The following is a 22,956-nucleotide window of genomic DNA, read 5'->3' on the forward strand; positions in this document are numbered from 1 at the left end:
GCGGTGGTGGACCGGATCCCGGGGTGTGTCAGCCGCGCTCGCGGCGCTCGCGGTTCTCGTGTTGCTCGTGGGGGCGTTCGCCGTGCTGCGGCACGAACCGGCGGACCCGGAGCCGTACTGGTACGGCACACTGCAGACGGATCCGGACCGGGCGCGCACCGAGTACGAGCACGGCATCCGGGTCGCCCATCTCCAGATCGACTGGAGCAGGCTGGAGCCGGAGCAGGGCGTGTACGACGAGGGGTACGCGCGCGAAGTGCGGTACCGGCTCGACGCCTTCCGGGAGGCGGGGCTGCGGGTGGAGGCGGGGCTCGGTCTCAACCATCCGCCGCAGTGGCTGCCGGACGCCTTCCCGGAGTCGGTCTTCCTGAACCAGTTCGGCGAACGGTCCACCGGCGTCCCGAACATCGTGTTCAGCGAACCCGTACGGGAGCACGTCGCCGAGTACGCGCACGCGGTGGACCGGCTGATCGGCCTGGAGAACTTCTGGGCGGTCCGGGTCGGCGTCAACGAGAGCGGTGAGTTCGCCTATCCGACCCCGCTGTCGGAGAGCGGCGGTCCCGCCGAGTTCTGGGCGTACGACAGCCACGCCCAGGAGAGCAGCCCGTACCCGGGGTGGCGGCCCGGGGAGGCCACGTACCACGGGAAGCCGTTCACCCGGGAGCAGGTGGCCCGGTGGTACGACTGGTACGCCGGGGCCCTGGCCGGGGCGGTGAACTGGCAGCTCGACCTCTACACCTCGCTCGGGTACGAGGGGGCACTCAAGATCCTCGTCCCGGGGGCCGGTTTCTACCCCTCCGACCTGCGGGCGGCCGTCGACGCCCGGCTCGTCGGCACCCCGTCGATCCGGCTCGTCGCGCGCGGCGCCGGGTTCTTCCTGACGCTCCCGCTGGTCGAGCACCGGGACACGGTACGGATCGTCACCACCGCCCTGGTGGACGGGACCGGCGACCCCGACGACAACGGCTGCGCGCCCGCCGACGCGCGGACGGACGTCGCCGCCCCGGACGACGCGCTGGTGCGCGACTGGTCCTCGGCGCGCTGGGTGGTGGCGGTGGCCAAGAGCGCGGGCTTCACCCGGCTGACCGGGGAGAGCGCCGGGCCGCAGGTGTCCCCGTACCGGCCCGGAGTGACGGAGACGGCGTCCCGGCAGATGGCGTCCTGCGGTCTCGAGGGCATGATGTGGGCCTTCGACCGGCAGCTGTACGACGGGACACCGGGCTCGTCCCTGGAGGAGTACGCGCAGACGATCCGGCGTCACCCCTGAGGCGCAGGTGCGCCGGTCTCGGTGGCGGACCGCTCGGCGGTGAGGAGAAGGATGCCGGTGTCCCCGTACTCGGGAAGCGTGAGGTCCTTGGCGACCCGGGCGATCCGCAGGCCGGTGGTACGGGGTGTGAAGACGGCCCGCAGGGCGGCCTCGTCGACCGGGCAGGCGGGCCAGAGCGGTCCCGCGCCGATCCGGTAGCTGGGCATGCGTTCCATGAACGCGGCGAGGAGACGCCCGCCGGGGCGGACCGCGTGGACGAAGGCGTCGCAGAGCGCGGTGAACTCGGCGAAGTCCTCCGTGACGCTCTCGGCGACGAAGTTCATCGAGGCGAGGTCGTACGTGCCGGGGACCAGGTCGTCGACGGTGCCGGGCACGACCCGCACCGGGCGCAGCGCCTCCGCACCGCTCTCCGGGAGGGCGGGGTCGAGGGAGCGGCACAGGGCGTAGAAGGGCTGCCAGCTGGCGTCGACGCCCTCGGCGAGCTGGCGGCGCAGATAGCGGATGCCGGCGGCGCTCGGTTCGAGGGCGTCGATCCGGCGGCTCGCCGCGCCCGCGAGCATCAGGGGGTAGAGGTTGGGGCCCGCGCCGAGCTCGAGGGTGCGGGCCAGGCTGCCGGGGGCGTAGCGCCGGTAGACGGCGGCGTGGTGGTGGATGACGCCGATGTCGCAGGGGTGGAGCCGGCGGTAGTTCTCGGCGAGGTAGTCGGCGACGGGCCAGGCGTCCCAGTCGGCGTCCCGGTTGCGGCGCACTCACGGCTCCGGTGTCCGGCCGGCCGTGACGGCGGAGGGGCGGACGGCGCCGGCGGGCTGCAGGGGGAAGCGCTCGGCGAGCGCGGTGAGCACCGCGCAGAGCTCCTCGATCTCCTCGTCGGTGTTGGCGGCGGTGACCTGGACGCGGAAGCCGACCCGGTCGCGCGGGACGAGCGGGTAGGAGGCGAGCGTCACGTAGATGCCGTGTTCCCAGAGGAAGGCGGCGACCGCGTCGAGGTCGTCGGACTTGCCGAGCGGGATCTCGATGATCGGCAGTCCGTCGGTGTTGGGGGTGGCGATGCCCAGGGCGCGCACATGGGAGAGGACACGGGCCGTCTTGCGGTAGAGCCCGGACCGGATCTCGTCCCCGCGCTCGTCGTTGACGTCGAGTCCGGCGAGGGCGGTGGCGAGCGAGGCCGTCGGCGAGGGACCGGAGTACAGATACGGGGCCGCCGCCACCTTGAGGTGGTCCTTGAGCCACTTCGGGACGGCGAGGAAGGCGAGCAGCGAGGAGTACGCCTTGGAGAAGCCGCCGACCAGGACCAGGTCGTCGTAGGTCTCGCCGAGGTGGCGGACGATGCTGTTGCCGCGCGAGCCGTAGGGGCTGGTCTCGCCGGGGTGGTGCTCCCCGATGACACCGAAGCCGTGGGCGTCGTCGACGTACAGCAGGGCGCCGTTCTCGCGGGAGATCCGGGCCAGGGTGGGGAGGTCGGGGAAGTTGCCGGTCATGCTGTTGACGCCGTCCATGCAGATGAGGCGGCTCGCGTCGGCGGGCGCGCCCCGCAGCAGCGCCGACAGCTCGTCGGGCCGCTCGGCGTGGAAGCGGTGGACCTCGGCGCCCTGGCCGCGGGCGGCGACGCAGCCGTCGTACACGGTGCGGTGGGCCTGTGCCTCTACGAAGACCTGTCCGGTGCCGGCGAGGAGCGGGATCACCGACTGGTGGATGAGGGTGATGGTCGGCAGCAGCAGCGTGTCGGGGGCGCCGAGGAGTTCGGTGAGCCGCTCCTCGATCCGGGGGTAGAGCCGGGGGCTGCCGATGAGCCGTGACCAGCTGGGGTGGGTGCCCCAGCGTCTGACCTCGGGTTCGATCGCCGCGATGACCGTCGGGTCGAGGTCGAGACCGAGGTAGTTGCAGGAGGCGAAGTCGATGAGCCAGTCGTCGCCGACCCGGATGCGGCGGCCGTCGATCTCGTCGATGACGGCGTCGCACATGCGGCTGGTCCGCTGGAGGTGTTCGAGGTCGCGCCAGCGGGACGGGCGCGGGGGGTGCCCCGCCCTGGCGGCCGGGCGGACGGCGGGCCGGGCGGGCGGCCGGGCGGCGGACGGCGGGGCGCGGTGCAGATACGACTCGGCCTGGTGGGCGGTCATGGGGCGGGCGAAGAGAAAGCCCTGCCCGTAGCGGCAGCCCATGTCGGCGAGGAGCGCGCGCTGCTCCTCGTGCTCGATGCCCTCGGCGACGACCTGGAGGCCGAGGACGTCGGCGATGCGCACGATGCCCTCCACGAGTGCCACCTGCTGCGGGTCGGTGGTGATGTTGTCGATGAACGACTTGTCGACCTTGAGGACGTCGATGGGGAACTCGCGCAGGTAGCTGAGCGAGGAGAAGCCGGTGCCGAAATCGTCGATGGCGATGGAGACGCCCAGGTCCTTGAGGGCGGCCATGGTGGTCCTGATCTGGGCGTCCCTGCGCATCAGGACGGACTCGGTGAGCTCCAGGACGAGCGAGCCGGGCGCGAGTCCGGAGGAGCGGAGGGTGCGGCGGACGCCTTCGAGGAAGCCGGGGTCGCGGAACTGGCGGGCGGAGACGTTGACGCTGGCGTACAGCGGGGCCTGCCGGGGGCGGGCGCGCTGCCAGCGGGCGATGTCGAGCGCGGCGTGTTCGAGGACCCAGGCGCCGAGCGGCATGATGTGGCCGCTCTCCTCGGCCAGGGCGATGAACTGGTCCGGCGGGACCATGCCTCGCCGGGCGTGCGGCCAGCGGATGAGCGCTTCGAGGCCGGCCGGCGCACCGTCGCGTACCTCGACGATCGGCTGGTAGCGCAGGGCGAACGCGTGATCGGCGATGGCCGTGTCCATGCCTGCCTGGAGTTCGTGCCGGGCGACGAGTCGGGAGTGGAACTCGGGGTGGAAGAGCCGCCAGCGCTTCTTGCCGGCGGCCTTGGCCGCGTAGAGGGCGAGGTCGGCGTGGCCGAGGAGTTCCTCTGCGTGGGCGCTGTCGAGGACGGTCGCGACGCCGACGCTGGTCGACACGGAGACGGCTCCGTCGGTGAGGTGGAAGGGCTGGCTCAGGGTGTGCACGATCTCCGCCGCGAGGGTCTCGGCGTCGCGGGGTTCCCGCGCGCCCTCGATGAGGACGGCGAACTCGTCGCCGCCGAGCCGGGCCGCGGTGTCGGTGAGCCGCAGGACGGAGGTGAGGCGGCGGGCGACGGCGACGAGGAGTTCGTCGCCGACGGAGTGCCCCATGGTGTCGTTGACGACCTTGAAGTCGTCGAGGTCGACGAAGAGCATGCAGGTCAGGGTGGATTCGCGGCGGCCCCTGAGCAGGGCGCGTTCGACCCGTTCGAGGAGGAGGACGCGATTGGGGAGCCCGGTGAGGGAGTCGTGGAAGGCCCGGTGGGTCAGCTCGCGTTCCAGTTTCCGCTGCTCGGTCACGTCGCGGAGGGTGAGGACGAGGCCGTGCACGGTGTGCTCGTCGCGGAGGTTGCTGCAGCGGACCTCGACCTCCAGGTCGGCGGAGCCGCCGTGGAGCAGTTTCCAGTCGTCCCGGGCGTCGACGGCGGCGCGGGTGCGCGCGTCGGACAGGACGCGCAGGGCGGCGGCCGTGTCGGCGGGGGCGACGAGGTCGGTGAGGGGGGTGCCGGGGAGCAGGGAGCGGCCGAACATGGACTCGGCGGAGGGGCTGGCGTACCGGACGGTGTCGTCGTCGTCGACGATGAGGATGACGTCCGAGGTGTTGTGCACGAGGGTACGGAAGTAGGCCTCGCTGGTACGGCGGTTCACCTCCTCGCTGAGTGCGAAGCGTTCGAGGGCGAGGGCCGCCTGGGAGGCGAGGGACTGGGCGGGGCCCGAGATCTCGGCGAGCTTCTTCTCCGGGCCGGCGAGGAGCAGGACGCCTAGCAGCGGTTCGGAGCCCGCCGGGGCCTGGAGTTCCAGGGGACAGAGCAGGGCGAAGGACTCGGGTTCGAGCTCCGCGGCGACGGCGGGGTCGAGCCGGGACGCGGGGAGGAGCCGGGTGCCGTCGGAGACGGTCTCGGGCCAGGCGGTCCCGGGAGGCCGGGGAGGCGTGTCGGTGGCGGGCCGGGGTGGATCGGTGCGTGGACGCGTCGGATCGGGCTCGGTGGTGGCGAGGTGCCGGGTCGGCTCGTCCGACGGCCCGGCCGACTCGTTCGACGGCCGGGGAGGCGATGCCGGGGGCCGGGTCAGCTCGTCCGTGCGGCAGCTCCAGGGGTGGCCGGCGGTGGCCACGCCGCTCAGGCCGCCCCTGCGGTCCCGGGTGAGGAGGAGAACCCGGTGCCCGGTGCCGGGGCCGAAGAGGGTGGCGGACGCCGTCTCCACGGCGCCGGCGACCTCGCGGGGGCTCAGGGCGGCGACGAGGGAGGCGGCGGCCATCCGGAGGCTGCGTTCGCGGGCCTCGGCCTTGTCGTGGTCGTTCATCATGCCCCAGAGCCGGGCGAGGACGAGCAGGAACATGAGGGCCGAGAAGATCGCGATCACCGCGATGTCCTGGTCCCGGTCGTGGCGCAGCGACTGGAAGAGGAGCAGGGCGGGCGCGACGAGCGAGGCACCCGCGAGCAGGGCGAGCCGGCGCTCGGCCACGTGCGGCGCCGGTTCGGGGGCGCGCTCGGTGAGTCCGGTCATCGAGGGGTGGAGGGCCGCGAGGCCCCAGGCGGTGAAGAAGACGACCCAGCCCAGGTCCCAGGGGGTGCCGACCTGCCAGGTGCCCCTGAGCTGGAGGGTGCCGTAGATGACGTCGGAGGCGAGGATGCCGCAGGTGCCGAGCGTGAGGAGCTGCACGGACCGGGATCTGAGGCCGCCGGGGACCAGGAGCCGGGCGAGCATCGCGAGCATCAGCACGTCGCCGAGGGGATACGCGATGGAGATGGCCTTCTCGGTCCAGCTCATGTCCTCGCTCCTGGCCAGCGGGGTGATGAGGTTGACCCAGGAGAGCAGCGCGAGGCCCGAGGTGAGGATCAGCGCGTCGAGGACGACGCCGAGGTCACGGCCGACGGCCCGGTAGCGGATGAAGCCGAAGAGGCCGACGGCGAACAGTGGGTAGGTGACCAGGTACAGGGCGTCGGCGACGGACGGGAAGGGTCTGATCTGGCCGAAGAAGCCCTCCAGGGCGTTGTACGCGGTGTCGCCGCCCACGAAGGCGAGATTGGCGGCGGCGAGCACCAGCCAGGGCCAGCGCCGGGAGGGCTTGTGCAGATGGACGCCGACGAGGATGGCGGCGACGCCGCAGAGGCCGATGAGCGCCCACAGGACGGTGTGCCGGGCGGGGAACTGCAGGTAGGCAACCGTGAGCAGAGCCACGATCAGGAGGTACACGAGGGTCCATCGGCGCAGTGCACCGGTCGCGGCGAGCGGCCGGTTCGGCTGGCGCAGCGACATCGTCGACCGCCCCCTTGCCGGGTCGGACGGACGCCGTCGGGAGCGCCCTGATCGCGGATAGGACCCCGTACGGTGTCCATTCTCCGGGGCGCCCGGGACGCCTGCATCTCGGCGCCTTCGCGACCGGTGCGGCGGGCCGGCGCCGGTGCGGAGGTTCGGCGGCGGATGCGGACGCTCGGGCGGCGGAGGTGCGGCGTCGGTGCGGAGGTTCGGGCGGTGGGTGGTTCGGCGTCGGGTGCGGACGGCCGGCGTCAGGACGAGGCGCGGACCACGAGTTCCGTCGGGAGCATCTGCCGGGGCTGCTCGTCGGGCTCGCTGGGCGCGGCGATCTCCTGGAGGAGCAGCCGGGCCATGGTGCGGCCCATCTCCTCGATGGGCTGGCGGACGCTCGTCAGCGGCGGGTCCATGTGCCGGGCGACGGCCGAGTCGTCGACACCGACGAGCGCCACGTCCTCGGGAACCCGGCGGCCGGCCTCGCGCAGGACACTCCGGGCGCCCGCGGCCATGACGTCGGAGGCGGCGAAGACGGCGTCCAGGTCCGGTCTGCGGTCCAGGAGTTGCCGCATGGCGCGGCGCCCGCCCTCCTCGGTGAAGTCGCCGTTGGCGACGAGCGTCTCGTCGGGGGCGAGCCCGGCCTCTTCCAGGCCGTCCCGGTAGCCGTCGAGGCGGCAGCGGGCCACATACATGTCGAGCGGTCCGGTGACGGTGGCGATGGCGCGGCGGCCGCGGGCGGCGAGATGGGCGACGGCGGCCCGGCCGGCACCGGTGTTGTCGGAGTCGACGAAGGCGACCCGTTCGTCCTCGGTGCGGCGGCCGTTGAGGACGGCGGGCAGGCCGAGGGCGCGGACCTGGTCGGGCAGGGGGTCGGAGGCGTGTACGGAGACGAGGAGGACGCCGTCGACGCGCTGGGCGGCGAGGTACTGCTCGAAGCGCTGCCGTTCCTGCTCGCTGCGGATCAGGGTCAGGAGCAACTGCTTGTCGGCCTCGGCGAGTTCACTGCTGACCCCACGGATGATGTCGAGGAAGTACGGCTCCGCGAAGAGCCGCGCCTCGGTCTCGGGGATCACCAGGGCGACGGCGTCGGTCCGGCTGCCGGCCAGGGCGCGGGCGGCCCGGTTGGGTACGTAGCCGAGTTCGGCGACGGCCTGTTCGACGGCCGCCTTGGCCTGCTCGCTCACCCGGGGCGAGCCGTTGATGACCCGGGACACCGTGCCACGGCCGACTCCGGCCAGGGCCGCGACCTCCTCAAGGGTGGGCCTGCCGGTCTGCCGCCCGCTCACCGCCATGTGCCGCTTCTCCCCTCGGGCCGCCGCCCCGCCTGCGTGTGCACGCGAACCTATCAGGCGGGACGGCGCGCCCCCGGGGTCCCGGGGAAGGGCTCGGGCCGGCGCCGGGAGCGACTCAGGCGTCGGTCGGGGTGAGCTCCGCCATGGCGCCCCAGCCCTGCTGCGGGACCTCGACGTTGATGATCTCGGGGGTGGTGGCGATGGCGCCGGCCATGGTCGCGAGACCGGCCGTGAAGTGTGGGGAGGCGACGTGGGCCGCGCCCGCCTCGGCGTCGGCGAAGGCCTCCAGGAGGACGAAGACGTTCGGGTCGTCGACGCTGCGGGACCAGTCGAAGAAGAGGTTGCCGGGCTCCTCGCGGGTGGCGCGGGTGAAGTCGGCGACCAGGTCGAGCCAGCGGTCGGCGTGGTCGGGGCGGGCGGTGAATCGGACGGCGATGAAGATCATGCGTCAAGCCTGCGGCGCCCCGCCGGGCGCGGCCAGTCGGTCGGGTCAGGATTCCGGCAGGACCGGAAACTCCGGTACGGCGCGGGTGAGCGCGGCCCGGATCTCGCCCTGCCGCCGCCCGAAGTCGGCGGTCGGCAGCGAGACGGAGAGGGCGTGCACGATGCCGTCGCCGCGCTCGGGCAGGGCCACGGCCAGACAGGTGTACGCGAGGTCGGCCTCGCCCACCGAAACGGCGATGCCCTGACCGCGCACCCGGTCGACCTCGGCCTCGAAGCGCTCGGCGCTGGTGATCGTCCGCTCGGTGAAGCGGGCCATTCCGTGCTCCGCCAGATAGCGACGGCGCAGCGGGCGGGGCAGCGCGGCGAGCAGGGCCTTGCCGTGGGCGGTCGCGTGGGCGCGCTGTTCGGGGCCCGGCGTGAAGGGGTGCTCCGTGTCGGTGACCGGGGCGGTGGTGTCGACGACGGTGATGAGGCCGTCCCGGTAGGCGGTGTGGTACGCCTCCGCGCCCGTAGCGCGCCGCAGCCGGCCGAGGAGCTCGCCCGTACCCGCGCCGAGCCCGTGGTGCCGCTGGTGGGAGCGGTGCAGGGCCGGGACTCGGGGCCCGGGTGCGTATCCCTCGGTGGTGCGGACGAGGTAGCCGCGCGCGAGCAGGGGCCCGGTCAGGTGGTAGACGGTCGAGAGCGCGCAGCCGAGGCGCCTGGCCAGTGCCTTCGCTCCGACGGGCCGGTCGGCGTCGGCGACGGCGTCGAGGACGGCGAGGGCCCGGTCGACGGACTGGGGCCCGGGGCCGGAGGGCGAGGCAGGCATCGCTCCAGCTTAAGGCGTGCGCCGGGGAGCCCGTGGGGGTACGGGCGGGCAGCCGCCCGGCGGTGCGGGCGTGCCGCCGGGCCGTAAGCTCTGGGAAGGGATCGGCGGAGGGGCAGGGGTGAAGAACACGAAGGACGTCGCGACGGCGTGGGGCATCTGGGCGGTCGCCGCCCTCCTCGCCGCGGACGAGCCCGGTGGTGACCGGGATCTCCTGGACCACGCGCAGACCGTCGTCGTCGTGGTGTGGGGGCTGTTCGCCCTGTTCGCCACGGGACGTCTCGTCCACCAGCGCGTCACGGCGTGGTGGCACCGCCGACGCACCGCGCGGGCCGGACTCGTCCTCCCCGAGACACCCGTGCAGGCCGACGAAACCGCCTGACGGGACCGACGCCCCCAACGCCTCGGCTCGCAGCGGCGCCGGGCTGCTGCGGCGGGTGCCGACCGCCCAATCCCCGATGTCCGACATGTGCGTACGTTCCGCACACGCTTCGACTCTCTCCGTATCCTCGCAGGTCAAACCACCCTTATGTGCATAAGACACTCTTTCGGCGTACCGTCGAGTGGTTCCCTCGATCCTCGACGCCACGGGAGAGCGTGTGCCCCGCTCCACGACCGACCATGCCCCGACGCCCCGCGAGGGGCGCCGCCCGCGTCTCCGGACAGCGGCGATCGCGACGGGTGTGGTCGCCGTCGCCGCGGGCGGGCTGTACGTGGCGGGACTCGTCGCCACCGGCGACGACATATCCGCCGGCACCCGCGTCGGCGGCGTGGACATCGGCGGCATGAGCCGTGCCGACGCCGAGGCCGAGCTGGCGGCCGAGGCCCCGGCCGCGTGGAGCGCGCCGATACCCGTGCGCGTCGGCGACCGCGCCTCGACCGTGGCGCCGGCGTCCGCCGGCCTCACCGTGGACCTGGCGAAGACCGCCGAGCGCGCGGCCGATCCCTCCCGCGACCCGTTCACCGTCATCGGGCGACTCTTCTCGTCCGGCGAGCGCGAGATCGACCCGGTCTTCGCGTACGACACGGACAAGGCGAACGCCGCCGTGGCCGAGCTGGCCAAGAAGAACGACCGCACGGTGCGCGAGGGGTCCGTGGCCTTCCGCGAGGGCAAGGCCGTCGCGACCCGGCCCGTGACCGGGCAGAAGCTGGACGCCGGGAAGGCGGTCGAGACGCTGCGCGCCGCCTACCCCGCCACCACCGGCGCCGCGCCCGTCACCCTTCCCGTCGCCCTGACCGAGCCGAAGCTGTCCGCGGCCGAGGTGACCCGCTTCCTCGACACGTACGCGAAGCCCGCCGTCTCCGGCCCGGTGACGCTCACCGCGGGCCAGGACCGGCTCCGGATCTCCGCCGCGACCCTCGGCGATCACCTCGCCGTGAAGAACGAGAACGGCCGGCTGACCGCCGCCCTCGACGCCGAGGCGCTGCTGCGCGACCCGGACGTGGCGGACCCGATCTCCTCCCTGACGGGCGCGCCCGTCGAGGCGACCCTCGGCGTACGGGACGGCAAGGCCGTCGTGGAGTCGGAGGGCAGGCCAGGGCACGAGGTGACCGCGAAGGCCCTCGGTGACGCCGTGCGCCCGCTGCTCACCCAGTCGGGTACCGCCGCCCGTACCGCCGCCGTGGCCACGACGGTCACCCAGCCCGAGCTGACGTCCGAGTCCCTCGCGCGGCTCGGGATCACCGAGCAGATGTCGACGTTCACGGTGAACTTCCCGAGCGCTCCCTACCGGACGACGAACATCGGCCGGGCCGCCGAGCTCATCAACGGCTCGATCGTGCAGCCCGGCGAGGTGTGGAGCTTCAACGAGACGGTCGGCGAGCGCACCCCGGACAACGGCTTCGTCGACGGCACGATGATCCTCGACGGCCAGTACCGCTCCGCGCCCGGCGGTGGTGTGTCGGCGATGGCCACCACCATGTTCAACGCCATGTTCTTCGCCGGTGTGAAGCCCGTCGAGTACGGCGCCCACTCCTTCTACATCGAGCGATACCCGGCCGGCCGCGAGGCGACCGTCGCCTGGGGCCAGCTCGACCTGAAGTTCCGCAACGACTCCGGGAAGCCGATCTACATCAAGGCGGGCGCGACGGACTCGTCCGTCACCGTGAGCTTCCTCGGGACGAAGAAGTACGACTCGGTGGAGGCGGTCGCCGGAGAGCGCACCAACCTCACGGAGCCGAAGAAGGCCGAGGGCACCGGCAAGGCCTGTGTGCCGCAGCCGCCGCTGGAGGGCTTCGACATCTCGGTGGACCGGGTGTTCAAGAACGGCGGCGCCGAGGTCAAGCGGGAGACCTTCAAGACCCACTACACCCCGCGCGACGAGGTCACCTGCAAGCCGGTCGACAATCCCGACAAGGAGACGGACGCGAGGTGACCGGCATGCGGCCGGTGGGGAGACAGACACCCGGAAGGGTGTCTTCCCGCACGGCCGGGGCATGACTCCGGAGCACGGCCCACCAGGCCAGGGCCGCCCGCAACCGTCCGGAGGCCCGCCTTGGTGCAGCGCAGCGACCCTTTCGAGCGGCTCCTCGGCGACGCCGTCCGCGCGGGTGTGTGCCCCGGCATGGTCTGGGCCGTGGGTGATGCCCGTACGACGGTGTCCGAAGGGGCGGTCGGCCTGCTCGACCCGGCACGGCCCGGTGAACCGATGCGCCACGACACGCTGTTCGACGTGGCGAGCCTCACCAAGATCCTCGCCGTCTGGGCGGTGATCGGCACCCTCGTCGACGCCGGGAAGCTCGATCCGGCGGCCCCGCTGGGCAGTTACTGGCCCGAGGCGGCGGCACGGCCCCTCGCCCGCGCGACGGCGCACCACCTCCTCACGCACACCGCGGGCCTGCCGCTGCGCGCCAACCTCCGGCACCTGTACGGCTCCGACCCGCAGGACGTCCGGGACGGCGTGCTCGCCGAGCAGCTGCGGCACCGGCCCGGGGAGGCCGTCGCGTACACCGACCGGGCGGCGCTGATCCTCGGCTATCTCGCCGAGCACCTCACCCGCCGTCCGCTCCCCCGACTCGCCGAGGAGCGGGTCTGGACCCCGCTCGCCCTGGTGGAGACCCGGTACGGCCCGCTGCCCGCCGCGCTCAAGGACCGGTGCGCTCCCACCGAGTACGACGAGGAGACCGGAACGCATCTCAAGGGCACCGTCCACGACTTCTCCGCCCGGCTGCTCGGCGGCGCCTGCGGGATCGCGGGGGTCTTCACGACCACGGCCGACGTCGGACGGTTCCTGCGCCACCTCCTCGTCCCGGTGCCCGGTACCTTCTCCGCCGACTGGACGGCCGACTCGCTGCGCGTCCACACCGGCGAACTCGACCCGCCGCGCGGCCTGTTCTGGCATCCGGCGCCGGGCACGGAGCCCCCGGACGACGTCTGGTCGCACTTCGGCTTCACCGGGACGGGCATGTGGGTGTCACCGTCCCGCGGGCGCTGGGCGGTCCTGCTCACCAACCGCCTCCACCTCACCCGCGACCCCGGCCCGCTCGCCCGCGTCAGGGATGTGTTCCGGGCCCTCGCGTTCCCGTGACCGCCCCACGAAATCGACGCGCCTCCCCACGGCGACTCCGCGACTGGCCGCGCCTCCTTCCTGGCCCCGCGCCCGTGGCCCTCCGGTGAGGGACTCTGCGCGATCGAGATCGGCATCCGGGAGCGGCTGCGCCGGGATCAGGGGTAGGGGACACTCCGCCGTCGGCTCAGTGGTAGACGTCGATCACCAGTCGGCTGGGGCTGGTGAGGGTGAAGACGCGGTAGCTGCTGTAGTCGCCCACGGCCAGGCCGAAGCTGAAGTAGCCCTCGTGCCCGCCGGCGAGGCCGTACCCCTTCACAGCGGGGAGGGCGAGCTCCTGCACGGCGGGGCCGGTGAACGACGCCTGACCGGAGGTCGTCCGGTTGTCGACCCCCATCAGCTCGACGTTCAGGTAGGTCTTGCCCTCCAGGGGAAGGCGCCTGGGTTCCCCTTCTGCGGTGTTGGTGTAGATGCCGCTCGTGTTGGTCCACGTCTCCAGGACCGTGGGTACGCCGGGACCGCCGAGGTCGACCACGACCCGGTCGAAGTCCGGGTGGGCGCCGGTCCGTACGGCGAGGAAGCAGCTCGACGCGCACTCCGGCGTGACGGAGACGGCGGCCGGAGCGGCGGTCGAGGCGGCCGTGGCCGTCGGCACGGGGCCGGCGAGCAGGGCGGACGCCAGGGCCCCACCGACGGCGAGGCGGCGCAGGGACGGGGCGGACAGGGGCATGCCTGACTCCGTTAGGTGTAAGGGGGGTTGAGGCGGTGACAGGGGGGGGCTGGACCGCCGACGACCTGAACCCTAGAGCCGGTTTCCCGCCCTCCCCCGTCCCATGCGTCCCCGGGACGTCCCGGGGGTTCCCGCGCGGCTCGCTCGGCCCTCACCACCCGCCCGGCCCTCACCGCCCGCAGGGCCCTCTCGGCCCCCGCGGCTCACTCCGCGTCGGGGAGGGCGGCGAGACCTTCGAGGCTCTCGTCGATCCGTTTGGCCAGGTTGTGCGTACGGGCCAACTCCAGACAGGTCTCCCAGGTCGCGCGGGCGACGTCCCACTCCCCGAAGTGGTGGTGGGCGCGGGCCGTGAAGACCAGGCAGTCGGCCGTCCCTCCGGCGTCCTCCATCCGGTGCCGGATGCCGAGCGCCTCCGCGAGGGCCGCGAAGGCCTCGTCGCGGCGACCGAGACCGCGCTGGATGTCGCCGTACTTGGTGAGGGAGGTCGCCAGGAAGAGCCAGTGGCCGTCGGCGCGCAGCAGCTCGACCACCCGCAGCATGTCCGCGGCCGCCTGCTCGAAGTCTCCGAGCAGCTGGCGGGCGTCCGCGATCCTGCTGAGCACGAGCGCCTCGCCGCGGGTGTTGCCGGCCTCCCGGTAGAGGTCGCGGGAGGCTTCGGCGTACGCGAGTGCCTGCTCGGCGTCCTCGATCTGGGAGTAGAGGGACGACAGGTTGCCGAGGATGGAGGCCCGGGCGAGCACGTCACCGCGCGCGGTGAACAGCTCCAGGGCGATGCGGAGGTGTGCGAGGCAGGCCTCGTTGCGGTAGGCCATGCCGTGGGCGACGGCCATCCGCCGGTGCAGCCACGCCTGGCCGAGCGTGTCGTCGTGGGCGCGGGCGATGTCCATCGCCTGTCCGAGACAGGTGTCCCATTCCGACGTCCACCAATGCGTACCGGCGTATCCGAACAGCCCCACGGCGAGCCGCCACGCCATGCCGGAGCGGCCCAGTTCCCCGGCGAGGGTGAGGGCGTCCCGGATGGCGGGGAGTTCCCTGGCCGTCCATCGGATCGCCTCGTCGTCGTCGGCGAACTCGGGCAGCGACAGGGGTTTCCCGGTCTCCCGCTCCAGCGGCGGCGGGGACTGGGTCTCCCGGGTTGCGGCGCGCGACGCCGCCGCGAGGGCCGTGACGTACCAGGAGAGCAGCCGGAGGGTGGCGGCGAGGAGCTCGGCCTCCGTGTCCTCCTCCTCGCCGCGCTGCCACGCGTACTCGCCGAGGAGGTCGTGGAGCACGTACCGGTCGGGCTCGGGGTTGAGGACGAGGTGGGCGTCGGCCAGGACGTCGAGCACGGCGGCGGCGCGGGGCTCGGTGACGTCGAGGAGCGCGGCGGTGGACTGCGGGGTGACCTGGTGGCCCGACCACGCCCGGCCGAGGAGCCGGAAGGCCCGCGCCGCCTCGCGCTCCAGGGGCTGATCGCTGTCGCGCATGGCCACGTAACTCATGGCGAAGGTCCGCTGGACGTCGAAGGTGCCCATGGTGAGGGTCTCCAGGCGGCCCTGGTGCGGGGTGAGCCGTTTCGCCAGGAGTGCGAGGGGCCAGGAGGGACGGGAGGCGAGCCGGCCGCCGACGATGTGCAGTGCGAGGGGCAGGCCCCCGCAGGCGGCCATGATGTCGGCCAGCGCCTCCGGCTCGTGCCGTACCCGATCGGCGCCCGCGAGTTTGGCGAGGAGCGCGTGCTGGTCGGCCGCGGGCAGCGGGGCCAGCGGGACCCTTACGGAGCCCGGCAGGTCGGCGAGCAGCTGCCGGCTGGTGATGAGGGCGGCGCTCGGCCCGCCGGCCGGGAGGAGGGGCGCCACGTGGTCGGCGTTGCGCGCGTTGTCGAGGACCAGCAGGACACGGCGCTCGGCGAGCGCCGCGCGGAGGAGCAGGGCGCGGTCGTCGGTGTCGTCGGGCAGGGAGTCGTGGTGCACGCCGAGGTCCGAGAGGAAGCGGGCGAGCAGTTCGTGGGCCGTGCGGGCGCCGTGGACGCAGTAGCCGCGCAGGTCGGCGTAGAGGGCCCCGTCGGGGAAGGCCTCGCGCAGGCGGTGGGCCACGTGGACGGCGAGGGCGGTCTTGCCGACACCGCCCATGCCGGAGATGACGACGGGTCTGATGCGGGCGGGTGCGGCAGCGGCGGGTCCGCCGGGGGCGGGCAGCTCGTCGGGGCGGCCGTCGGCCCGGTCGGTCTCGCCGCCGTCCCGCCCGTCGACGTCGCCGCCGGTACGCCCTGCGGTGCCGCCATCGGTGCCGCCGCCCGCGCCCTCCCCTTCGCCGGCGCCCGTCCCGGTCTTCTCCGCCCCGCCGAGCAGCGCTCGTATCGCCGCCGCCTCGGCCTCCCTGCCGGTGAAGGCGTCGCCCTCGCAGGGCAGCTGGAAGGGCGGCCGGGGCGCGGCGAGACGGGTATGGGCGCGCGGGTGGGGCGCCGGTTCGCCGGCGAGGACCTCCTGGTGGGCCCGCTGGACGGCGGCGCTCGGTTCCGTGCCGAGCTCCTCGACGAGGCTGCGGCGCAGCCGGTGGTAGACGGAGAAGGCCTCGGCCTGGCGGCCGGACCGGTACAGCGCCAGCATGAGCCGCCGGTGGAATCCCTCCCGCAGGGGATGCTCGGCCGCCAGCGTGCTGAGCGGGGCGACGGCCTCGTGGTGCCGCCCGAGCCCGAGCTCTGCGTCGAAGCTCCATTCGAGGGCCTGCAGGCGGGCCTCCGCGAGCTGGTGGACGCGGAGCGCGGGCCCCTCGGTGTCGGCGAAGGGGGCCAGGTCGGCGAGGGGCGTGCCGCGCCACAGGGGCATGGCGAGCGCGGTCTCGCGCCGGACCTCCTCCCAGTCCTCCCGGCGGTGGGCGTGCCGTACGGCCCTGACCCGGGCCTCGAAGAGGTCGGCGTCGAGCTCGCCCTCGTCGACGAGCAGCTGATAGCCGGGGGCCACGGTGCGCAGCCGCTCGTCGGTCCCGTCGTCCAGGGCGGCCAGGACGCGGCGCAGCCGGGTGAGGTGGTTGGCGAGGGCGGCGTCGGCGCTGGCGGGCACGGAGGCGCCCCACAGGGCCTCCTTGAGGGCGTCCCGGGACACCGCTCGGTTCGCCTGGAGCAGCAGTGCCGCGAGGAGGACCCGGACCTTGGGTCCGGTCACGGGACGCAGTTCTGTCCCGTCGTGGACGACGAGCGATCCGAGCAGCCCGAACTTCACCACCATGCCCCCGCATCAAGGTAGGCGGGCCGCCCGACCGGAGGCGGATCCCGACGGCCCCATCGTACGGTTCGGCACCCCTTGATTGATCAAACCGGCCGGGGGTTACCATATGAGCGCCGCCTAGCTCGAAAGATAAACTTGTGACTGTCAATGACGACTCGTTCACCAGCTGGAAGAACCGCGAGGAGATCGCGGAGTCGATGATCCCGATCATCGGGAAGCTGCACCGGGAGCAGGACATCACCGTCCTGGTCCACAGCCGCTCCCTGGTGAACAAGTCGGTGGTCAGCATCCTGAAGACCCACCGGTTCGCCCGCCAGATCGCCGGCGAGGAGCTGTCGGTCACCGAGACGCTTCCGTTCCTCCAGACGCTCACCACCCTCGATCTCGGCCCGTCCCAGATCGACATCGGCATGCTGGCCGCCGAGTACAAGACCGACAACCGCGGTCTCACGGTGGAGGAGTTCACCGCCGAGGCCGTCGCCGGGGCCACGGGCGAGAACAAGATGGAGCGCCGTGACGGCCGTGACGTCGTTCTCTACGGCTTCGGCCGCATCGGCCGCCTCGTCGCCCGCCTCCTCATCGAGAAGGCCGGTTCGGGCAACGGTCTGCGCCTGCGCGCGATCGTCGTCCGCGGCGGCGGTGAGCAGGACCTGGTGAAGCGCGCCTCGCTGCTGCGCCGTGACTCCATCCACGGTCAGTTCCAGGGCACGATCACGGTCGACGAGGCGAACAGCACGATCGTCGCCAACGGCAACACGATCAAGGTGATCTACGCCAACGACCCCTCCGAGGTCGACTACACGGCGTACGGCATCGAGAACGCCATCCTGATCGACAACACCGGCAAGTGGCGCGACCGCGAGGGCCTGTCGAAGCACCTGCGCCCCGGCATCGACAAGGTCGTCCTGACCGCGCCCGGCAAGGGTGACGTGCCGAACATCGTGCACGGCGTCAACCACGACACGATCAAGCCGGACGAGCAGATCCTGTCCTGCGCCTCCTGCACCACCAACGCGATCGTGCCGCCGCTGAAGGCGATGGACGACGAGTACGGCGTGCTGCGCGGTCACGTGGAGACGGTCCACTCGTTCACGAACGACCAGAACCTCCTGGACAACTACCACAAGGCCGACCGCCGCGGCCGTTCCGCGCCGCTCAACATGGTGATCACCGAGACCGGTGCCGCCTCGGCCGTCGCCAAGGCGCTGCCGGAGCTGAAGGCCCCGATCACGGGCAGCTCGATCCGCGTCCCCGTCCCGGACGTCTCGATCGCGATCCTGAGCCTGCGCCTGGGCCGCGAGACCACCCGCGACGAGGTCCTCGAGTACCTCCGGGACGTCTCGCTGCACTCGCCGCTGAAGCGTCAGATCGACTTCACCACGGCCCCCGACGCCGTCTCGATGGACTTCGTGGGCTCGCGCCACGCGTCGATCGTCGACGCCGGCGCGACCAAGGTCGACGGCGACAACGCGATCCTCTACCTGTGGTACGACAACGAGTTCGGCTACTCGTGCCAGGTCATCCGGGTCGTCCAGCACGTCTCCGGCGTGGAGTACCCGACCTTCCCGGCTCCGGCGGTCTGATCTTCACTCCGCTCGACAGCACGGCGGCGCGCCGCACTCCCTCCGGGGGTGCGGCGCGCCGCCGTTCCGCGTCCCCCGCTGTCCGCACCCACCCACTCCCCTCACTCCCCCGCGAACCGACCGCTGTCGCCGGGGCGTCCCTCCCCTCATGGACACGTTCACGCACGGGATACGTCAGCTGCTGCGGTTCGCGGCGCTGGAGGCGCGCTGCTGCGCCTTCGCCGTGGCGCTCGTCGGCGGGATCGCGGTCTCGTCGCTGCTGCCCGACCTTCCGGTCGCCCGCTACGACCTGCTGCTGCTGTACGGCATCGGGCTCACCGTCCTGGCGTGGAAGGTCGGGTGGGACAGCGGCCGGGACGTCGCCGTGATCGCCGGCTGCCATGTCATCGGCCTGCTCTTCGAGTTGGTCAAGGTGAGGATGGGCTCGTGGAGTTACCCGGAGGAGGCGTTGACGAAGGTCGGCGGGGTGCCGCTGTACGGCGGGTTCCTCTACGCGGCGCTCGGCAGTTACGTCTGCCGGGCCTGGCGCCTGCTCGACCTGCGGCTGACGGGCTACCGGCCGCGCGTGACGGCCGTCCTCGCCGGTGCCGTGTACGTGAACTTCTTCAGCCACCACTGGCTGCCCGACGCCCGCTGGGCCCTGGCGGCACTGCTCCTCGCGGCGACGGCGGGCACCTGGGTGCGGTTCCGGGTCGGCGAGCGGGACCACCGGATGCCACTGGCCCTGTCGTTCGCCCTGATCGGCTTCTTCCTCTGGGTCGCGGAGAACGCGGCCACGTACGTCGGCGCCTGGAGCTACCCGAACCAGCTGGACGGCTGGCAGCCGGTGTCCCCCGCCAAGTTCGGCGCGTGGGCCCTGCTGATCACGGTCACGTTCGTCCTGACGGCCCACCGCGCCAGGACGCCCGCCGCCGGCCCGCGGGGAAATGCGGCCGCCGACGCGCCGACGGCCTATTCGACAATTTCGTGCATGCCCACAGGGGACGTGGTACAGTCGACAGCAGTTGCAGTCGTGGTTCCCAAAGAAACTTACAAGTGCCTTTGACGATTCGACATCGTCAGGCACTTTCTGTGTTTTCGGTGCAGTTTTCCGGACGGGGCAATCATCACGGCGACTCCGGGTTTCGCACAGTGCGGACCCCTGGGCTACGCCCCGAAGGAGATTTGACATGGCTAACGGCACCGTGAAGTGGTTCAACGCTGAAAAGGGCTTCGGCTTCATCGAGCAGGAGGGTGGCGGCCCGGACGTCTTCGCCCACTACTCCAACATCGCCACCTCTGGCTTCCGTGAGCTCCAGGAAGGCCAGAAGGTGACCTTCGACGTCACGCAGGGCCAGAAGGGCCCCCAGGCGGAGAACATCCTCCCCGCCTGACGTTGACTCGTCCGACGCAGCCGGTGTCCTCACCCGTGTGGTGAGGGCCCCGGCTCGTTGCATTTCCAGATATTTCAAGCATTCCCAGGCTTTTTCACGGACCGGACGCCGGATTTCATCTCCTCGGCTTGGCCGGATCCGCACGCTTGTGGCGTTCGGTACGTTCCTGTAATTCATCGGGCCCCGCGGCCCCTCGCGAATTCCTCGAAGCGCACCGTTTCGAGGAAGGTCCCCATGAACAGCACGAACCACACAGACCGTACGGACAGGGCACGACGCGCCACCCAGGCGAAGGAAGAATTCGCCGCGCCGGCCGCCGGCACCCCGGCGCTGCCCCCCGCCGCCACCTTCGCCGAGCTCGACCTGCCGGCCGAGGTCCTCGACGTCCTCACCCGGCTCGGCGTCGACGAGCCGTTCCCGATCCAGTCCGCCACCCTCCCCGACGCCCTCGCGGGCCGGGACGTCCTGGGACGCGGACGCACCGGATCCGGCAAGACCCTCGCCTTCGGCCTGCCCCTGCTCGTCCGCGTCGCGGGACGCCGCGCCGAGGCCCGTAAGCCGCTCGCACTGGTCCTCGTCCCCACCCGCGAGCTGGCCCAGCAGGTCACGGACGCGCTCGCCCCCTTCGCCCAGGCCCTCAAGCTGCGCCTGGCCACGGTGGTCGGCGGCATGTCGATCGGCCGGCAGGCCACGGCGCTGCGCGACGGGGCCGAGGTCGTGATCGCCACTCCGGGCCGGCTCATGGACCTCGTGGAACGCAAGGACTGCCGCCTGGAGCGAGTGGGCGTCACCGTCCTCGACGAGGCCGACCAGATGGCCGACATGGGCTTCATGCCGCAGGTCACCGAGCTGCTCGACCGGGTGGGCGGCGAGGGCCAGCGCATGCTGTTCTCCGCCACGCTCGACCGCAACGTCGACCTGCTGGTCGAGCGGTACCTCGACGACCCGGTCGTCCACTCCGTCGACCCCTCCTCCGCCACGGTGTCCACGATGGACCACCACGTGCTGCAGGTGCACGGCGCCGACAAGTTCGCCACCGCCACCGAGATCGCCGCCCGCGACGGGCGGGTCATCATGTTCCTGGCGACGAAGGCGGCCGTCGACCGCTTCACCAAGCACCTCCTCGGCAGCGGTGTCCGCGCCGCCGCGCTGCACGGCGGGAAGTCCCAGCCGCTGCGGACCCGCACCCTGGACCGCTTCAGGTCCGGCGAGGTCCCTGTCCTCGTCGCCACCAACGTGGCGGCGCGCGGCATCCACGTCGACGAGCTCGACCTCGTCGTCAACGTCGACCCGCCGGCCGACCACAAGGACTATCTGCACCGCGGCGGGCGCACCGCCCGCGCCGGCGAATCCGGAGTCGTCGTCACCCTGGTCACCTCCGACGAACGGCGAGACGTGGCCCGGCTGATGGCTGACGCGGGCATCCGCGCCCAGGTCACCCAGGTCCGGTCGGGCGAGGCGGAGCTGAGCCGTCTCACCGGCGCCCGCACCCCCTCGGGCGTACCCGTCGACGGCGCCGCCCCCAGCCAGGAGGGCACGAAGCGCGGCGGCGCGGCCTTCCGCGGCATGGGCACCGTCCCGGGCCGCCCCGGCCGCGCCAAGAACGAGTCCCGCAAGGCCGCCGAGGCCCGCAAGACGGCCGAGGCCAGGCAGGCCGCGCGGATCCGCCGCGGCAAGTGAGACCGGCCGGGCCCACGGCTGACGCCGCCGAGGCCGCCCGGTGTCGGCTGTCCCGGCGCCACGGCGCGCCCCGCTGACCACTTCGCTGTTCACCCTCCAGGCGGGCGGCCACCGCCCGCGCGACACTACCGCCGCGGCCCACCACGCCGCCGGTGGCACACCAGAGGAGACCTCGTGAGGGACGACGACCCGTGGAACACGATCCGTTCGCTCGCCACGCGCTTCGCGGAGTTCGACGCGGAGCGGGGTCTCGCGTCGGAGGAGCAGTGGACGCTGCAGGTGCTCAAGCTCTCCGAGGAGGTGGGTGAGGCCGCACAGGCCGTCATCGGGGCCCGGGCGTCGAATCCGCGCAAGGGTCGCAGCCACGACTGGGAGCAGGTGCAGGAGGAAGTGGTGGACACGGTGATCACCGGCATGGTCGCCCTGGCCCGGATGCGCCCCGACGACGCACCCGAGTTCTTCGCGGCCGTACTCGCCCGGAAGTCGGCGAAGTTCCTCCCGCGCGACGGCGACCCGGTGGTCACGTCGCGTTGAGCGCCACCGTCGGATGGAGGCGGGAGGCCCGGACCGCCGGGTAGAGACCGGCGATCACCCCGATCAGGAGGGTGGCCGCCAGGCCGCCGGCGAGGGACCAGGGCGGGACGACCGCCGTCCAGCCCTGGAACCGCGCGAATCCGTACGTCGCCGCCGCGCCGAGGAGCGCGCCGGCCGCCCCACCGAGCGCCGACAACAGCAGTGACTCGGTGAGGAACTGGAGCCGGATCGCATTGCGGGTCGCACCGAGGGAGCGGCGCAGGCCGATCTCCTGACGGCGCTCCAGTACGGAGATGACCATGGTGTTGGCGACCCCGACTCCGCCGACCAGGAGGGCCACGGCGCCCAGGCCCAGCATCAGGGTCGTCAGGCCCTTGTCGGTGGCGGCCTTGGCGGCCAGCGCGTCCGACGGCCGGGACACCTTGACGCCCGCCTCGCCGCCGGGGCTGATCGTGCGGGCCAGGATCGCCCGTACGTCCTCCACCGAGGCGTCCGTGGAGCGCTCGAAGACGGTCGTCGGGTGACCGTCGAAGCCGAAGTGGCGCTCGGCGGCGGGGAATCCGACCATCGCGACCCGGTCGAGGTTCGGGACGAGTTCGATGGGTTTGAGGATGCCGACGACGACCACCCGGGTGTCGTTCATCATGATCGTCTCGCCGGTGCCGGTGACGCCGAGGCGGTCGGCGGCCACCGCTCCGAGGACCGTGACCGGCAGCCGTTCGCCGGCCGGGTCCAGCCAGGCGCCCTTGTCGACCTCGCCGCCGAGCGCGGCAAGGAGGTCGATGCGGACGGCCTGGGTGGTGACGCCCGCCGTGCGTTCCTCGGGAACCAGGTCGCTGCGGCGGATCCGGGCGTCGACGTCACCGGTGCCGGTGGCGTGCTGGACGGGGCCGATGCGCTCGACCATCGCGACCGCGTTCTTGGGGAGTTCGACCTTCTTTCCCAGGGCGTCCTCACCCGCCTCGGCGGTGAGGAGATTGGTGCCGAGCCGATCGAGCCGGGCCATCAGGTCCGCGCGGCTGGACTCGGACAGGCCGACGACCGCGACCATGGTCGCGATGCCGATGGCGATGCCGAGCGCGGACAGCACCACGCGCGCGCGACGCGCGCGAAGACCGACCGCGCCGACCCGGAAGATGTCTCGGGCGGAGAGACGGGAGGGTTTGAGGGTGCCGTTCAATGGGA

At 72.7% G+C, this 22,956-nt stretch carries 17 protein-coding genes; 9 read left to right on the plus strand and 8 right to left on the minus strand.

Features of this window, described 5'->3' with window-relative positions; all coding sequences use genetic code 11:
- Positions 1–25: 25 nt before the first annotated feature.
- Entirely contained in the window at positions 26–1,267 is a 1,242-nt protein-coding gene (locus OG514_RS35335) for a beta-galactosidase (RefSeq protein ID WP_266901777.1), read from the plus strand.
- Here OG514_RS35335 and OG514_RS35340 read toward each other — a convergent pair.
- From OG514_RS35340 to OG514_RS35360, 5 genes are all read right to left on the minus strand, one after another.
- Complete coding sequence (locus OG514_RS35340) at positions 1,258–2,016, minus strand: class I SAM-dependent methyltransferase (protein ID WP_266901779.1); 759 nt, start codon at positions 2,014–2,016, stop codon at positions 1,258–1,260. The two genes, OG514_RS35335 and OG514_RS35340, sit on opposite strands and share 10 nt — an antisense overlap.
- Positions 2,017–6,627 carry an aminotransferase class I/II-fold pyridoxal phosphate-dependent enzyme gene (locus tag OG514_RS35345; protein WP_266901781.1) on the minus strand — a complete coding sequence of 1,537 codons (4,611 nt, stop codon included), beginning with the start codon at positions 6,625–6,627 and terminating at the stop codon, positions 2,017–2,019.
- Positions 6,628–6,878: 251 nt separating this feature from the next.
- Positions 6,879–7,913, minus strand: coding sequence for a LacI family DNA-binding transcriptional regulator (locus tag OG514_RS35350; RefSeq protein ID WP_266901783.1), 1,035 nt, complete (start codon positions 7,911–7,913; stop codon positions 6,879–6,881).
- Positions 7,914–8,028: 115 nt separating this feature from the next.
- Positions 8,029–8,358: a putative quinol monooxygenase gene (locus tag OG514_RS35355; RefSeq protein ID WP_266901785.1), complete on the minus strand. Its 330-nt coding sequence runs from the start codon at positions 8,356–8,358 to the stop codon at positions 8,029–8,031.
- A 45-nt stretch (positions 8,359–8,403) separates the two neighbouring features.
- Positions 8,404–9,165: an IclR family transcriptional regulator gene (locus tag OG514_RS35360; protein ID WP_266901787.1), complete on the minus strand. Its 762-nt coding sequence runs from the start codon at positions 9,163–9,165 to the stop codon at positions 8,404–8,406.
- A gap of 118 nt (positions 9,166–9,283) precedes the next feature.
- Here OG514_RS35360 and OG514_RS35365 point away from each other — a divergent pair, with 118 nt between their 5' ends.
- From OG514_RS35365 to OG514_RS35375, 3 genes are all read left to right on the plus strand, one after another.
- Entirely contained in the window at positions 9,284–9,544 is a 261-nt protein-coding gene (locus tag OG514_RS35365) for a hypothetical protein (protein ID WP_266901789.1), read from the plus strand.
- Positions 9,545–9,761: 217 nt separating this feature from the next.
- Positions 9,762–11,537, plus strand: a complete 1,776-nt coding sequence (locus OG514_RS35370; RefSeq protein ID WP_266901791.1) for a VanW family protein — start codon at positions 9,762–9,764, stop codon at positions 11,535–11,537.
- Between the two features lie 120 nt (positions 11,538–11,657).
- Positions 11,658–12,689 (plus strand): serine hydrolase, encoded by a 1,032-nt coding sequence (locus OG514_RS35375; protein WP_266901793.1) that lies wholly within the window; start codon positions 11,658–11,660, stop codon positions 12,687–12,689.
- Between the two features lie 166 nt (positions 12,690–12,855).
- Here OG514_RS35375 and OG514_RS35380 read toward each other — a convergent pair whose 3' ends face one another.
- Together OG514_RS35380 and OG514_RS35385 are read right to left on the minus strand one after the other, a co-directional pair.
- Positions 12,856–13,398: a hypothetical protein gene (locus tag OG514_RS35380; protein ID WP_266901795.1), complete on the minus strand. Its 543-nt coding sequence runs from the start codon at positions 13,396–13,398 to the stop codon at positions 12,856–12,858.
- A 203-nt stretch (positions 13,399–13,601) separates the two neighbouring features.
- Entirely contained in the window at positions 13,602–16,601 is a 3,000-nt protein-coding gene (locus OG514_RS35385) for a BTAD domain-containing putative transcriptional regulator (protein WP_266901797.1), read from the minus strand.
- A gap of 137 nt (positions 16,602–16,738) precedes the next feature.
- On the opposite strand from OG514_RS35385, the gene OG514_RS35390 reads away from it, so the two are divergent.
- The 5 genes from OG514_RS35390 (at position 16,739) to OG514_RS35410 (ending at position 21,771) form a co-directional block, all read left to right on the plus strand.
- A complete protein-coding gene (locus OG514_RS35390; protein ID WP_266901799.1) occupies positions 16,739–18,184 on the plus strand; it encodes a glyceraldehyde-3-phosphate dehydrogenase in 1,446 nt (481 codons plus the stop codon).
- A 148-nt stretch (positions 18,185–18,332) separates the two neighbouring features.
- Entirely contained in the window at positions 18,333–19,229 is an 897-nt protein-coding gene (locus OG514_RS35395) for a DUF817 domain-containing protein (protein ID WP_266901801.1), read from the plus strand.
- Between the two features lie 124 nt (positions 19,230–19,353).
- Positions 19,354–19,557 (plus strand): cold-shock protein, encoded by a 204-nt coding sequence (locus OG514_RS35400; protein WP_030218719.1) that lies wholly within the window; start codon positions 19,354–19,356, stop codon positions 19,555–19,557.
- 234 nt (positions 19,558–19,791) lie between these two features.
- Entirely contained in the window at positions 19,792–21,237 is a 1,446-nt protein-coding gene (locus OG514_RS35405; RefSeq protein WP_266901812.1) for a DEAD/DEAH box helicase, read from the plus strand.
- Positions 21,238–21,411: 174 nt separating this feature from the next.
- Entirely contained in the window at positions 21,412–21,771 is a 360-nt protein-coding gene (locus OG514_RS35410) for a MazG-like family protein (RefSeq protein ID WP_266901814.1), read from the plus strand.
- Here OG514_RS35410 and OG514_RS35415 read toward each other — a convergent pair.
- On the minus strand, positions 21,758–22,951 hold the full coding sequence (locus tag OG514_RS35415; protein ID WP_266902299.1) for an ABC transporter permease: 1,194 nt from the start codon (positions 22,949–22,951) through the stop codon (positions 21,758–21,760). The genes OG514_RS35410 and OG514_RS35415 overlap by 14 nt on opposite strands.
- Positions 22,952–22,956 lie beyond the last annotated feature (5 nt).

Source organism: Streptomyces sp. NBC_00572 (assembly GCF_026341815.1).
GTDB lineage: Bacteria > Actinomycetota > Actinomycetes > Streptomycetales > Streptomycetaceae > Streptomyces.

Coding starts and splice junctions, on each gene's coding strand:
- OG514_RS35345 (WP_266901781.1), bottom strand. CDS start 6,627: ATGTCGCTGCGCCAGCCGAACCGGCCGCTCGCCGCGACCGGTGCACTG.
- OG514_RS35350 (WP_266901783.1), bottom strand. CDS start 7,913: ATGGCGGTGAGCGGGCGGCAGACCGGCAGGCCCACCCTTGAGGAGGTC.
- OG514_RS35355 (WP_266901785.1), bottom strand. CDS start 8,358: ATGATCTTCATCGCCGTCCGATTCACCGCCCGCCCCGACCACGCCGAC.
- OG514_RS35360 (WP_266901787.1), bottom strand. CDS start 9,165: ATGCCTGCCTCGCCCTCCGGCCCCGGGCCCCAGTCCGTCGACCGGGCC.
- OG514_RS35380 (WP_266901795.1), bottom strand. CDS start 13,398: ATGCCCCTGTCCGCCCCGTCCCTGCGCCGCCTCGCCGTCGGTGGGGCC.
- OG514_RS35385 (WP_266901797.1), bottom strand. CDS start 16,601: ATGGTGGTGAAGTTCGGGCTGCTCGGATCGCTCGTCGTCCACGACGGG.
- OG514_RS35395 (WP_266901801.1), top strand. CDS start 18,333: ATGGACACGTTCACGCACGGGATACGTCAGCTGCTGCGGTTCGCGGCG.
- OG514_RS35400 (WP_030218719.1), top strand. CDS start 19,354: ATGGCTAACGGCACCGTGAAGTGGTTCAACGCTGAAAAGGGCTTCGGC.
- OG514_RS35405 (WP_266901812.1), top strand. CDS start 19,792: ATGAACAGCACGAACCACACAGACCGTACGGACAGGGCACGACGCGCC.